Origin of the sequence: Rhodococcus sp. IEGM 1372, from assembly GCF_030056835.1 — a bacterium.
GTDB lineage: Bacteria > Actinomycetota > Actinomycetes > Mycobacteriales > Mycobacteriaceae > Rhodococcoides.
The window spans coordinates 1-13,449 of the sequence record NZ_JASHKS010000007.1 but is presented as its reverse complement, the minus strand read 5'-3'; the positions used below and the strand labels follow the sequence as shown (position 1 = coordinate 13,449).

Genomic DNA, 13,449 nt, shown 5'->3' with positions numbered 1-13,449 from the left:
CACCACCGTTCTGGCAGGGCGTCTCCGCGCATCCCCTGCAGGGGCAGACCTTCGCGCATTGCAGCTGTGGCTGCGCTGTCCGATGCGATGCGTCACGCACCCGAGGTACTGTCAGCCGATCCGAGCCGAGAGCTGGCCGCCACAGCGCGCGATCCCGGTGGTGCAGTCGATGTTCGTGGTGCTGCCCTCGGTGCAATCTGGGACACCACGACGTCGTCGGATGCCCTTTCCGTGGTCTCATCCGTCCGGCCGGAACAACTGGGAGACTGGCTGTCCGGGCTGTTCGGGGTGGCACGTGAGCAGTTCTCGGACAGCGAATCGAGTGATCGCGTCCTCGATGTCGTCGACGATGTCGTGAGCAGCTCCACCGAGCACGATTTCCTGCTGGCGCTGCCGGCGCTTCGACAAGCATTCGAGTTCTTTCCACCACGCGAACGTGCATCCATTGCGCGCCGAGTGGGCACCGCCCCGGCTCCCGGTGAGTCCGAGCTCGGCGGGCCGGAACTGTCGGTCGATGACGGGCGACGTCTGGACGCCCGCGTGGATGTTGCTCTGTCGCGGGTGGGCCTTCAGTGAACCGCGAACGGTGGCGGCTCGTGCTCGGAGATGCATCCGCGGGTGCGCTCGGGGAACTCGACGGCGCTGCCGCGGAACAGAATGCTGCGTTGGAGTGGCTGTATCACCGTGATCCGTCGCGACGCGCGCACGGTATTCGCGAAGGCCAGTCCTCCGCGGTACCGCCTCGATCGCGTCCCGAGGTCACGGTGCGACGCGAGACAGGCACGGGCAGTTCCCCGGTCACGGCAGTGGACTGGCTCGATGACATCCACCGACTCTTCCCCAAGGAGACGGTTCAACGTCTGGAACGGGACGCCGTGGAGAGGTACGAAATCACCGAGGTGATCACCGACCCGGTCGCGCTCGCGCGGATCGAGCCCAGCGCGAGCCTGCTTCGCGCGGTGCTTCGGACCAAGCACCTCATGGAACCACATGTACTCGAGCTGGCGAAGAACGCTGTCGACAAGGTCGTGCGGGAGCTCATCGAAAAGCTCTCCGTCGATGTGCGACAGTCCTTTCACGGCACCCGGAATCGCCGCCGAACCGTTCACCGAACGGCCAGCAATTTCGACTTCGCCGCAACGGTGCGCGCCAATCTGAAACACTGGTCCTCGGAAACCGAACGGATCACGATCCAGAGACCTCTGTTCACGTCTCGAACTCGTCGGCACCTGGACGTGTGGACGTTGATCCTGTTGGTCGATCAGTCCGGGTCGATGGTGGACTCGGTCATCCATTCCGCTGTCACAGCAGCTTGTTTCTGGAACATCCCGGGGCTGAGGACACACCTGGTTGCCTACGACACCGAAGTCGTCGACCTGACGTCGGAGGTACTGGACCCGGTGGAGCTCCTGATGGGCGTACAGCTCGGAGGTGGGACCGATGGCACTCGCGCTGTCGACTACGCGGCACAGCTGATCGACACACCCCGACGCACGATCGTCGCCGTGATCTCGGACCTCTACGAAGGAGGCAACGCGGACAGATTCGTTCGGTCCATCACCCGGCTGACCGACGACGGAGTTCGTGTACTGGCTCTTGCCGCACTCGACGAGTCCGGTGAACCGAATTACGACCGTGAAATCGGCCGCCGACTGAGCCGCGCAGGTGTGCACGTCGGAGCGATGACACCGGCGGGTCTCGCCGAGTTCGTAGCCGAATGCATCCGATGACGGCAAGACCCGACCTGGCTGCACTGACCGACGACGCACTCGCCGCAGTCGCCAACCGAGGGCTCCTCAAGAGAGCGCTTCGCATGCAGTCGACCGAACCTCCCACACTGTCGGTTTCCGAAGACGCCGTCGTCGCTCACTACGCCGACGGCGTCGAGACCATCCTTGCCGCCGAGAGTGCGTTCACCGACGCCTCGTGTACGTGCGAAGCGACCGGGATCTGCCGCCATCTCGTAGGGCTGGTCGTGGCGTATCGACTTCTGCATCCAGCGGCTCCGAGCACAACCTGGTCGCCAGCTGAATTCGACGACCGGGCACTGATCGCACACCTCGGCGCGTCGGCACTCCGGCGAGCCGAGAAAATCCGCCGCACAGGGTATTCGGCAACAGTGCACCGTTCCCGAGGCGACGACCCTTCGGTACGGGTCGAATTACCGCACAGCACAGTACGGTTCCTCGTGCCCCACGAGCTCACGCTCGCACGGTCGTCCGCTTCCGATGAGGCCACCCCAGAGTCCATCGCCCTCGCAGTCTGGGCCGTACGCGAGGCCGACGCACGCCACAACGACACCGTCCACGTGGGCGGAAGCGTGATGCCGGAGAGCACCACCGCGGGCGCAGCGTTGTTGCTCGCACGGACAGTTCTCGTCGACGGTGTCGCTCATCTGACCGAAGTACAGTACGTCGCCCTGCGGCGGACGGTGCGCTCGATACAGGCGGGAACTGCTGTGTGGCTGGCCGATGCGTGCGCGGAACTGCTCGATCAAGTCGAGGCCTACCGCTCCCGACATGCCGGACACAGCCGCATCCGCGCCGCGACCGTCATCGCGGAAATCGATGCGCGAGTACGTGTCGGACGATCTCAGGATTCGTCGATCGCAGCAACAGCTTTGGGCACAAATACTCCGAGCGAAACCCCACTTCGTAAAACCCGACTCATCGCACTCGGCACCCACGTGACCGGAACGGGACCGAACATACGCGCGGATCTGTACTTCGCGGAACCTGATTCGGACACCGTCCATCTCTTGCAAACCGAATGGACCGAACCGAGCGGAGAGATACCGACGGGCCACGCACTCTCGAAGCGACGTGTTGCCGGAACCACCATCGAAGCACTGGCATCGTCCACTGTGGTCACCGAATCTGCTGTGCGGCAGGCCAACCACCGAATAAGGCTCGGTCGCAGAGGGATCGGCCGCACAGCGATCATGCCCCTGAGCACCGACACATGGAGCAAGTCTCTGACGGTGATCAACGACTACGGTACCGAGTACACGCGGCTGGCCGGACGCACGCCGTCGGTCGTGAGCGAGCGGATCCTGACCAGAGGGGTCGGTGTAGTCCATGTCGAATCCGTTCTTTCCAAGGAATATTCCTCCGCAAGCCAGCAACTGACGATTCGAGTACGTGACGAACGACAAACCGCGGCAGAGGTAGTCGTCGACTATCGGTCGTACGCGCCGCGCGCAATGGACGCCGTCGACTCCTGCCTGTCGACCGGTCCGGCCGACGTCGCAGGGCGACTGAGCATTCGAAACGGCCTGTTGCAGATAAGCCCCTTTGCCATCGCCGGTGTGGGTGGCGTGGTCGTACCGGATCTCGAAGCGCCGGACACCGCAACCTCCACACTTCCCACCCGCACCGACCTGCTGCAGAATGCACCGAACACTGCACTGGAGCTGCTCGCCGACCTTGCGCACAAGGGTTTACGCCACGCATCGGCAACAGACACGACGTACCTTCGACGTTCCGCTGTACAACTCGCCGGTTCAGGCATGACCACCACGGCGTCAGCACTCACTCGCGTCGCGGACTCCGTCTCGGGGGACATCGGTGATCTCTTGGACGCGTGGCTCCACGCCCTGCTCAGGCTCGCGGTCGCGCAGGAATGTTGACCCCGCAACAGGATCGGCACGATTCCACCACTCGGTACACGAAAGCGCTACGCCTCGATCGACGCCGTTGAGACAGTGCGTTGCCGTCGATGGCAGATCTGGTTCAGAACGCGATAACCGAGGCACGGCGTGGCCGTGGGGCGGGGTCATGAGCGCTAGACTCGTCGTCGAATCCTCTGATCACGAAAGACGCTTCAAAGCAACGCTTTTGGAATTATACGAGCGTCTCATGGTTCTACTTCGCAATCCACGCCACAGAAGACCAAGCCGACTTTGCCATGCGCATTCGGACCACTCAGTCGAACGAGGTGGGGTACTGTCGCCGTCATGACACTGCAGAAAGGCGCATGAGCGCCCCGTCGTCCGAGCGCAGATTCTTGCGCCCACGGTACATTCTTTTCGCTGCCGACCGGCTGTGGGTGATCGATGAAACCCAGCCTGTTGCAGTACTTCTCGATCCGGGATCCGGACAGATCGACCGGATTGTGTCGTGGCCGGAGATACCATCACCGTCGCCCACGCTCACCGTTGCATCCCACGGAGATCATGTCTGGCTCCAATACCGCGGAACGGATGTTCTGGCCTGCGTCACTGCGGATGGGGTACATCACGCCGAGTACCTCGAGGGCACGCACCTGCTGACGGCTGGACCCTCGGGCGCATGGTGTTTTCGACCCACCCGGATGCGTGACGACGTCGCCCGTACCGCGGCCGCGCCTCCGCTGCTCCGACCGCAACCTGGGCCGCCTCTTATCCTGGCCCACACAGGCGGAGGCACGTCGACGATCGGCGTCGCCGGGGTTCTCGTCACAACGGACTTCGACGAACATTCGGTACGTCTCGGCGTCGAGCATGCCCCCTGGTCGCGCACCTATCGCGACACCCCGACACCGACAGGATACGTTCTCCAACAATCGAAGTCGTGGATTCACCTACCACTGAACGCAGAGACAACCCATATCGAACTCGACGACTACCCACGGTCGAGAGCTGACGGCGTCTGGCACACCAGCGAGTACGCAGACACTACCTACAACGAGCAGCACCGCCGCAAGCGCGCGCTCGGAGACGGCATCCGATGGCACTGGGGCACGCCGAGCAGACGCAGCGGCGTTCTTCTCGTGAAGGCCTTCCGCGACGGCTCGTCGACGCCCGTACGTGAGATCGCACTGCCCGGCGTCCAAGTCTACGAGGGCACCGCACGCGGTCAGCGGCTATGGCTTCTGGTCAGATCTGCAGACAGAGGCAGTCCTGGCCACCAGCTTGTTCGGCTGTCGATCGACACAGCGGAGCGCGAACGTGAAACAGCTATAGACGATCTCGGCATCACGGCTTACTGCCGTCCCGTCGCTCCCGAGCCGCCTGATCATGCGTCGTACGTTCGGTACTGCGTTCGCCGACTCGACGGGCGGCGGTTCTCGAAGCGAATGCACGACGTGCGAGCCGAATTCATCGGAGACTGGCCGCACGGTCGACTGCACATCAGTTTCACGCACGACTACTACGAGGGGTTTACTTTGGTGGCTCGACTCAACCTGTACGACGAACAGGGACAGCGTCTCGACGACATAACTCGCTATGCCCCGACAGAATTGATGGAGCAGGCAGACACTCGCGCCTACCCTGATCGGTCGCACTCCGTCGGAGGGGTGTTGTACGTATGACGCATTGGGTCGAGGTGCTGCTGAAGATCGTAGACGGGCCGCAGCGGCCGGTCATCGGTGTCGCCGGCGCAGTTCACGCCGACATCGGGCCCGGAGTCGTCTACGACGGGCACTACGGCGTCGTTCCGTCGCATGTGGGTGTCCCGTCCGGTCGAACACTGGGCGCGGCCGGGCCTCACCCGACCCACACGCGCCATCGAAGAGGTCGAATTCATCGGACGGCTCTGCTGGAACGTGGAGTTGACGACCGGCAGCAGGGGCTCGGCGATGATGCTGACGATCGACACCGAGACCGGCACCGTGTTGAAGCAGGACTGTGAGAGGGGCCGTGCTGCGTTTGTCGACTGTGCTGTGGTGGACGAACTGCCGGACTCGACGTTCGCGTGGACCGGCCCCGTCAGAATGCCTCGAAACGTGTTCGCCGAAGACCGTGCGAGGTGGGCCGAACAATCGAAACGCAACATGCAGTGGTTCCACGACCACGTCAGCGCGGACCGCATTCAGGCACATGTCTCGGTCGATTTCACCCCGACCGAGGTGCGACGAGACCCCGCACACCCAGACGACTTCGAGGCCCGCTTCGAGAAGGGCGCCGGCCGGCTGTGGAGGCGCGCACGGTCCACCGAAGACTGGCTCCTCCCCGTGAATTGGACGGGCAGGAACTACCCGACACCTATCCGAGCATGGTCTACACAGAAGTTCGACTGGGCGTGCGCACTGGATTTGGGCCCGGACAGTTTGACCGACGCGACATTGATACAACTGCAGCACGCGCTGCATCCAGGTCACGAAGTACTCGGCACACCGCCACTGAATCCGAGACCTCGCTGACCGCAGCTGCCACAAGGCTGAGGCATGCCCGCACGGAGCCGAGCCGGGCGTGTTCGGACGGGCCGAAAGCGGTAATCAACTCGTACGCTTCGACGTCGAGTTACCCGTCAGCGTCCCTGACACATCTAGCTCATCAAAACAGGCCCTGATCCGCGAGTATTCGCAGATCAGGGCCTGTTTTTCGTGCGCCCGAAGGGATTCGAACCCCTAACCTCTTGATCCGTAGTCAAGTGCTCTATCCGTTGAGCTACGGGCGCATGTTCAGTTATTCAACTGGTCCAGCTGAACGGCAACGATCTACCGTTCGTGGCGGAGGCGAGAGGATTTGAACCTCCGGTCCCGGTGAAAGGACAAGTCATTAGCAGTGACTCCCATTCGGCCGCTCTGGCACGCCTCCTAGGCTGCCGGCCCTCTCGGACCGCCGAGGAAAGAGACTACCCACAGCGGAGGCCAGAAGGCAAAACGGCTGGTCGACGCCTCTGGTTCGCGCGTCGTTCGCGTAAAAGATGCTTGTTGCTCTTCAGCGCATGAAGCTGTCGAACCAGTCGAAGATCCGGGTCTGCGCGTCGACGAGTGCGGCCGCTGCGGGGTCGCTGTGATCGGAACTGCCGGGTTGTTCGCGGGGATGGTCGGCTCGATGCTTCAGCCCCGAATAGCTGACGACGTTCGTGGCCACTGAGGCGCGCGTGGCGGCGTCGCGAAGGGCTTCGATGTGTTCCGGTGGCGTGTGCGGGTCGTCCTCGCCGTAGAGACCGAGCCAGGGGGCCTGCAGCTTGGGTGCGGCCTCGACCAACGCGACAGCGTCGGAATTGAGCGGTTCGACGATGCCGGCGGCAGCAACACTGACCGCCGCCCCGACCGGACGGCTGGTGGCCACGATCAACGCTGCTGTGCCTGCGTCGTCGAACCCGATCACCCCGACACAATCGGGATAGACACCACGCTGGACGAGCCAGTCGGAGGTGGCATCGAAGTCCGCGAAGAGGTCGTCGCCGAACACTTCCTTGTCGTCGCCGTGGCCTCGGTGGAACAGGTTCGGCGCGACGGCGAGCCAGCCTTCGAGCGCGAGTGCGCGCAGCAGGTCGAGCAGAGACTCGGGCACTTCACGTGCCTCGTGCAGCACGACGATTCCACCGCGAGGTGGACCATCGGGTTCGACGGCCGTCAACGGCACTTTCTCGCGCGGGGGTGATTCGTGCGCGGTCGTGTCCACCACGTCGTCCGCACCGACTGTGGGCGCGGAGGCGGAACGAAGAACTGCGACGTCGCTCAATATTCCCGACATACTTATCGAAGATAGGACGATCGGTCCGGTCGTGCACTGCAATATCACGGACGCGCAGAAGTCAACCCCGAACCTGGGCGCATAATGGCAGCCGTGACCGCGCGCATCCGCCCCGACCTCGACGCCATCCCCGCCTACGTTCCCGGACGCACCTTTCCGGGCGCGATCAAACTGGCGAGCAACGAAACGACGCAGGGGCCGCTGCCGAGCGTGCGCGACGCGATCGCTGAGGCCGTCGGTGGCGTCAACCGCTACCCCGACAATCGAGCGACCGCGCTCGTCGAGTCACTGGCGAAGAAGCTCGGAGTCGCCGCGGAGAACGTGGCCGTCGGCAGTGGTTCGGTTTCGCTGTGCCAGGAGGTCGTACAGATCACCTGCGGTCCCGGCGACGAAGTGCTGTTCGCGTGGCGCTCGTTCGAGGCGTACCCCATCGTCACCAGCGTCGCCGGCGCAACACCTGTGCTGGTTCCGTTGACCGCCGACCACGTGCACGATCTCGACGCGATGCTCGCCGCCATCACCGACCGCACCCGGCTGATCTTCGTCTGCAACCCGAACAACCCGACCGGAACCGTCGTCCAGCGCGACAAGCTCGAGGCGTTTCTCGATGCGGTGCCGTCGAACATTCTCGTGGTCCTCGACGAGGCCTACTTCGAGTACACCCGCCCCGACGCAGGCAACCACACCGACGGAGTGGAGCTGGCACGCGGACGACGCAATGTGATCGTGCTGCGGACGTTCTCGAAGGCCTACGGACTCGCCGGCTTGCGGGTGGGCTACGCGGTGGCCGATCCCGAGGTGATCACGGCACTGTCGAAGGTGCGGATCGCCTTCGCAGTCAGCACCGTTGCCCAGCAGGCTGCGGTGGCGTCGCTCGAGGCGTCGGCAGAGCTGCTGGCCCGCACCGATGCCCTCATCGCGGAACGGGATCGTGTGCGCGACGCGCTCGTTGCGGGCGGCTACGACGTCGGCGCATCGCAGTCCAACTTCGTCTGGCTGCCGCTGGCCGAACGCTCGGGTGAGTTCGCTGCTGCTGCAGCCGAACAGGGCGTCCTGCTGCGCGCCTACGGAAACGACGGAGTGCGGGTCACCATCGGCGACCCGCACGAGAACGACGCGTTTCTGAAGTTCGCTCTACAGGCCTAGCGCGCGCTCGAGCGTCGGCCAGGATTCACGCAGGTCGTCCTGCCAGTACGGCCACTGATGGATGCCGTACGGGCGGTAGACCACTGTCGCGGGGATGTCCAGCGACCGAAGCCGAGTATCGAACACCGTTGTGCAGTACAGCGCGGCTGCCTCGAGCGGTCCGCCCATCAGGGCGCTCTCGACTCCGCTGCCACCGGGGCCGAGCTCGTACGGACCGGGTAGGCCGGTGCCGACGGACAGGTAAACGTCTTTGCCGCGGAGCGCCTCGGCATTACGCGAAGGATCGTGCTCGACCCACTTGGGATCGGTGTTCTCGCCCCACATGTTGGTTGCGTTGCCGCCGTTGGTGGCGACGGTGGCACGCACCGCGTCTTTGAAGTTGGTCTGCGAATTGTCATAGCAACCACTGAGGCCGGCGACGCCGGTGTAGAGGCTGGGGTGACGTGTCATCAGGTCCATCGCGGCCTGGGCACCCATCGAGACACCCGAGATCGCGTTGGTGCCGTTACCGGAGAAGCGCGCATCGATCAGCGGCGGCAACTCCGACGTCAGGAACGTCTCCCACTTGTTGACGCCCAGCACCGGGTCCGGCACGTTCCAGTCCGTGTAGTAGCTGCTCGATCCACCGACCGGGAGCACGACGTTGACCTGCTTGTCGGCGAAGAAGTCGACGATGTCGGTCTTCTGCGTCCAGGTGCTTTCCTTGTAATCGGATTCTTTGCCCGCGCTCACACCGTCGAGCATGTACAGCGTCGGACGAGACACCGCCTGCGCGGCCGGAAGAAGAACCTGGACCTGGATGGCGCGGCCCATGGCCGGCGACTCCACCCACACGGCAGCGCGGCGGTCGGTCAGCATGTCCACCCGATCGATGCGCGCCGAGGGCAATGGCTGGGACTGAGCTGCGATGCCAGGAGCCGCACCGGCGCCATCGGAACTGCCGGTATCAGGGAGCGGCTGCGCCCCGGCGAGACCCGACCCCAGCAGCGACACTGCCAGAGCAGCTCCCGCTACTGCCAACACTCGACGGTGCATCAGATTGCCCATCCTCCCCCGGCGCACCCTCACGGGGCGCAACACAAACAACATCCGTCACTCAACGTACCCACCGATATGCGCGCACGCTAAAGCTGTGGGTTCGCTCACAATAGCCGCGGATACACGGGTACAAAAGTCCGCGTGATCCTTTGTTACATGTACTCGAGACATAACGGTCTACCTGGTCGGATGTCCTCGCGGACACCGCTACCGCGAGGGCACTCAATGTGACATTCGGTGGACTTTTCGGGGGTCGATGTCACATCGAGTGGACCTCTGGGCGTGTCAGCCGCGGCCGGTTTCGCCCTGCAGCTTGTCGATCATTTCCGACGCCTGCGCCTTGTTGAGACCCTCGGGAACTTCCTCGCCCGCTTCCTGCGCAAGAGTGCTCAGGTAGCTCTTCTGCGGGCCGGTCATCGGCTCGTCGCCGGTGACCCAATCGTCGGGATCCTTCTCGGGGTTCTGGTTGACCTGCTCGTTTTCGCTCATACGTTCGTAGATACGCCGAATCGATGGGTTCCAAACACGTTTGCCCGTGTGAGCTCGGGCGTAGGTCACTCGAATGACTTGATTGACAGTTCAATAATCAGCCGAGGATGCTCCACATCACATCCCCTCGATTGGAGTTCCATGAAAACGAAGAATCTGCTGGTCAAGATCGGTATCAGCGGCGCGATCGCTGCGGCCGCCCTGGTCACCGCCCCGGCCGTCGCCTCGGCCGATCCGATCACCGATTTCCTCTGCAGCAGTGGTTCGGCCCAGTTCTGCCCGGTTCTCCTGCCCCCACCCCCGGCCCCACTCGCAGCTCCAGCGCCCGCACCCCGCCAGGGCGGCACATTCCAGTACGAGAACTGCGACGCGGCGCGCGACGCCGGAGCCGACCCGGTCTATCGGGACGAGTACGGCTACGGACCTCATCTCGACCGCGACAACGACGGCATCGGCTGCGAGTAGCGAACTCGCACTTGTGCAGGCAGATGGCACTGATTTGTCTGCACAAGTGCGATCTCGGCGGGCGGATACGCTCTTCCGGTGAGACGACGCCAGCAACCGCCCCTGGCGAAGCGGCACGGTCTCGATCCCGCGCGAATACGCATGCCCGAGGACGGCATATGGCTCACCGTTCGCGAGTTCCTCGCCGCTACAGAGTCACGCATTCCCCCGCACCGGATCGACGCCATGCTCGCCGCCGGTGACATCGTCGACATGGCCGGTCCCATCTCCTTCGACGCTCCATACGTTCCCGGCGAGGCGGTCTGGTTCCACCGCGACCTACCGTCGGAAACCGTTGTGCCGTTCGATATCTCGATCGTGCACCGGGACGACGCGTTGCTGGTGATCGACAAGCCTCACTTTTTGTCGACCATCCCCCGCGGCGGACATATTCTGCAGACCGCGCTCGTGCGACTGCGTCTCGAACTCGAACTACCGCAACTGGTGCCCGCTCACCGGCTCGATCGTGTGACCGCGGGCCTGGTCCTGTTCGTCGTGGATCCGACACTGCGCGGCGCGTATCAAACGCTCTTCCAGGATCGCAAGGTCCGCAAGGAGTACGAGGCAATCGCGCGCTACGACCCGTCGCTCACACTGCCGACCGTCGTTCGCAGTCGAATCGTCTCGGAGAAGGGACAATTCACTGCCCACAAGGTCGACGGAGAACCCAACGCGCACACCACCGTCGAACTCCTGGAGCATCGAGACGGACTCGGCCGCTATCGATTGACACCGTTGACCGGCCGCACCCATCAACTACGTCTGCATATGAATTCGCTCGGCGTACCCATCCTCGGCGACGATCTCTACCCGACGGCATCCGGCCGAGCCGTCGACGACTTCACCGACCCGCTCCAATTACTCGCCAGTGCACTCGAATTCACGGACCCGATCTCGAAATCGTTGCGACGCTTCGAGACCGGATTGGGCCTGGAGCGTTGGGCCGAGGGTACTCGACCGTCAGGCCCGATCTGATCTGTCCCGTTCTGTCGAGTGAGTGAGTCGTTTGGCGTCGAGCAGTCGAGCATCCGCACGGGCCAGAAGCGAGTCCATGGTGTCGCCGCGCGAACTCACTGCGCAACCCGAGGACCACGCACTGGTGGTGAGCTGCTGAAGACGCCCCACCAGACTGTGGGCACTCTGCTCGTCGATTCCGGGCAGGACGAGGGCGAACTCGTCGCCGCCGATACGCGCGACCACATCGGACGCACGAAGACCTCGCCGAACCTCGGTGACGAATCGAGCCAGCACCCGGTCGCCGGCATGATGGCCGTACTCGTCGTTCACTCGCTTGAAGCGGTCCAGATCGATCATCACCAATGCCAGAGGTGCGCCGGACTTCTCGGCCCAGCGCAGGTACTGACTTCCGTTGCGCTCGAACCCGATTCGGTTCACTGCTCCGGTCAACGAATCCGTCTCGACCTGCCGTTGCAAGCGTCGGTAGAGATAGCTCGCAGATTCCAGACAGAACAACGACGCGAGCATCAGATTGAGCCAGGTGACCGTCAGCGATCCACTGGGGCTGAGCGCAACGCCGATGCCGGACGCCGCAATCGCCACGCCTGCAACCGACCTGGCGACCAGACGACGGAAGAACCATCCCAGATAGCAGGCGAGCAGTGGATAGAAAACAAGGTTGTTGACCGCGACGATCCCTTGGGTGGATGTGCCCATCTGGACCGAGGTGACGCCGATGAACAACAAGCAGCCCAGCAAAGCGATGCTCCGCGGAAACCTCGCACCCATCGCCGCGGGGATCAGAACCACGACGACGGCAACGGCCGTCCAGAGCCACGTCCACCACCGACCGAGAGCACCCGGATCGGAGGTGACGGCATCGAGCACGCCACTGACAGCCACGACTGCCGAGGCGAGCGAGGTGACGTTCGCGAATGGCGGATTCGTCCACAAGCGCGTCTTCAAGTGCAGTAACGGTCGACTGCGGCGCGTCCTCATGGCGACAATTGTGAGCGCAGAACGTAAGACCGGTCGACCGGGGCGGTATCGACGCCTTTCCGCGGCTCCCGGGGCAAACAAAACCGGTCCACCCTTGCGGGTGGACCGGGTTCAAACAACGAACATGTGGCGGAAGCGGAGGGATTTGAACCCCCGGACGCTTTTACACGTCTCTCGCTTTCAAGGCGAGTGCATTGGGCCGCTCTGCCACGCTTCCGTGTGCGATCTTAAACGGCCGAGCGGCCCGAGGCCCAATCGCCCCTCACCGTCGCGGTGTCGAGCCGGACGCGTCCATCGCGGCATCGACCTTCTCGAAGATGTCGCCCAGCACCTCGAGTTCGTGGGGCGAGAGGATGTCGACGAGGTGCTGCCGGACGCCGCGGACGTGCGTGGGTGCCGCCTCCGACAATCGCCGACGCCCTTCCTCGGTGATCACCGCCAGCACGCCTCTGCCGTCGTTGACGCAGGTACTGCGAGACACCATGTCCTGGAGTTCCATTCGCCTGATCTGATGCGTCAGGCGACTTCTCGAGGACAGGACACCGTCGGCGAGCTCACTCATTCGGATGGAGCCGTCGATCGATTCCGACAGCATCACCAGGATGCGGTACTCGGCCATCGACAGATCGTGGCGATCCTGCAGATCCTTGTTCAATACCCCCATCAGTCGTTGCCCGCCGTCCATATAGGCGCGCCATGCTTTCATTTCCGCAGTGTCGAGCCACTGCGGGTCCCCCCCGGGACCAATTACTAGTTCGGCCGTCACGCGTGTCATCTTAGGCGGGAAATCTACCCACGAGTAGGTTGACGCGGTTCGAGGCCCCGTTCGGCACAGCGCCCTATGGTCGAGGTAGGGACTGCCCCGAGTTCAGTTGACTCGTGGGGTTGAGTGATTCAGGCCGCGTGTG

General features: G+C 63.6%; 12 protein-coding genes and 3 tRNA genes. 7 read left to right on the top strand and 8 right to left on the bottom strand.

The window, feature by feature from the left end; translation table 11 throughout:
- Positions 1 to 87 precede the first annotated feature (87 nt).
- From QM590_RS09515 to QM590_RS09500, 4 genes are all read left to right on the top strand, one after another.
- On the top strand, positions 88 to 576 hold the full coding sequence (locus tag QM590_RS09515; protein WP_269594765.1) for a DUF5682 family protein: 489 nt from the start codon (positions 88 to 90) through the stop codon (positions 574 to 576).
- A 20-nt stretch (positions 577 to 596) separates the two neighbouring features.
- Complete coding sequence (locus QM590_RS09510; protein ID WP_269594766.1) at positions 597 to 1,730, top strand: VWA domain-containing protein; 1,134 nt, start codon at positions 597 to 599, stop codon at positions 1,728 to 1,730.
- Positions 1,727 to 3,628 (top strand): YehQ family protein, encoded by a 1,902-nt coding sequence (locus QM590_RS09505; protein ID WP_269594768.1) that lies wholly within the window; start codon positions 1,727 to 1,729, stop codon positions 3,626 to 3,628. Before QM590_RS09510 ends, QM590_RS09505 begins: the two co-directional genes overlap by 4 nt.
- A gap of 347 nt (positions 3,629 to 3,975) precedes the next feature.
- Positions 3,976 to 5,292 (top strand): hypothetical protein, encoded by a 1,317-nt coding sequence (locus QM590_RS09500; protein ID WP_269594769.1) that lies wholly within the window; start codon positions 3,976 to 3,978, stop codon positions 5,290 to 5,292.
- A gap of 1,015 nt (positions 5,293 to 6,307) precedes the next feature.
- Here the strand turns inward: QM590_RS09500 and QM590_RS09495 are convergent.
- The 3 genes from QM590_RS09495 to QM590_RS09485 form a co-directional block, all read right to left on the bottom strand.
- Positions 6,308 to 6,380 (bottom strand) — tRNA-Arg (locus QM590_RS09495).
- 50 nt (positions 6,381 to 6,430) lie between these two features.
- Positions 6,431 to 6,520, bottom strand: a tRNA-Ser gene (locus QM590_RS09490).
- A gap of 123 nt (positions 6,521 to 6,643) precedes the next feature.
- Positions 6,644 to 7,408, bottom strand: a complete 765-nt coding sequence (locus tag QM590_RS09485; RefSeq protein WP_068054886.1) for a dienelactone hydrolase family protein — start codon at positions 7,406 to 7,408, stop codon at positions 6,644 to 6,646.
- Positions 7,409 to 7,501: 93 nt separating this feature from the next.
- On the opposite strand from QM590_RS09485, the gene hisC reads away from it, so the two are divergent.
- Entirely contained in the window at positions 7,502 to 8,554 is a 1,053-nt protein-coding gene (hisC, locus tag QM590_RS09480) for a histidinol-phosphate transaminase (RefSeq protein ID WP_128646486.1), read from the top strand.
- Here hisC and QM590_RS09475 read toward each other — a convergent pair.
- Positions 8,543 to 9,589 (bottom strand): alpha/beta hydrolase, encoded by a 1,047-nt coding sequence (locus QM590_RS09475; protein ID WP_128646485.1) that lies wholly within the window; start codon positions 9,587 to 9,589, stop codon positions 8,543 to 8,545. The two genes, hisC and QM590_RS09475, sit on opposite strands and share 12 nt — an antisense overlap.
- Positions 9,590 to 9,877: 288 nt before the next feature.
- The gene (locus QM590_RS09470; RefSeq protein ID WP_032395510.1) at positions 9,878 to 10,081 is read right to left on the bottom strand and encodes a DUF3072 domain-containing protein; all 204 of its coding nucleotides are present in this window, start codon (positions 10,079 to 10,081) and stop codon (positions 9,878 to 9,880) included.
- A 141-nt stretch (positions 10,082 to 10,222) separates the two neighbouring features.
- Here QM590_RS09470 and QM590_RS09465 point away from each other — a divergent pair, with 141 nt between their 5' ends.
- Together QM590_RS09465 and QM590_RS09460 are read left to right on the top strand one after the other, a co-directional pair.
- Complete coding sequence (locus QM590_RS09465; protein WP_094638902.1) at positions 10,223 to 10,546, top strand: excalibur calcium-binding domain-containing protein; 324 nt, start codon at positions 10,223 to 10,225, stop codon at positions 10,544 to 10,546.
- A 78-nt stretch (positions 10,547 to 10,624) separates the two neighbouring features.
- Entirely contained in the window at positions 10,625 to 11,560 is a 936-nt protein-coding gene (locus tag QM590_RS09460; protein WP_187298385.1) for a pseudouridine synthase, read from the top strand.
- Here the strand turns inward: QM590_RS09460 and QM590_RS09455 are convergent.
- The 3 genes from QM590_RS09455 to QM590_RS09445 form a co-directional block, all read right to left on the bottom strand.
- Positions 11,546 to 12,508: a GGDEF domain-containing protein gene (locus QM590_RS09455; protein ID WP_187298384.1), complete on the bottom strand. Its 963-nt coding sequence runs from the start codon at positions 12,506 to 12,508 to the stop codon at positions 11,546 to 11,548. The two genes, QM590_RS09460 and QM590_RS09455, sit on opposite strands and share 15 nt — an antisense overlap.
- A gap of 160 nt (positions 12,509 to 12,668) precedes the next feature.
- Positions 12,669 to 12,758 (bottom strand) — tRNA-Ser (locus QM590_RS09450).
- Between the two features lie 45 nt (positions 12,759 to 12,803).
- A complete protein-coding gene (locus QM590_RS09445; protein WP_411741319.1) occupies positions 12,804 to 13,316 on the bottom strand; it encodes a MarR family winged helix-turn-helix transcriptional regulator in 513 nt (170 codons plus the stop codon).
- Between the last annotated feature and the right edge of the window lie 133 nt (positions 13,317 to 13,449).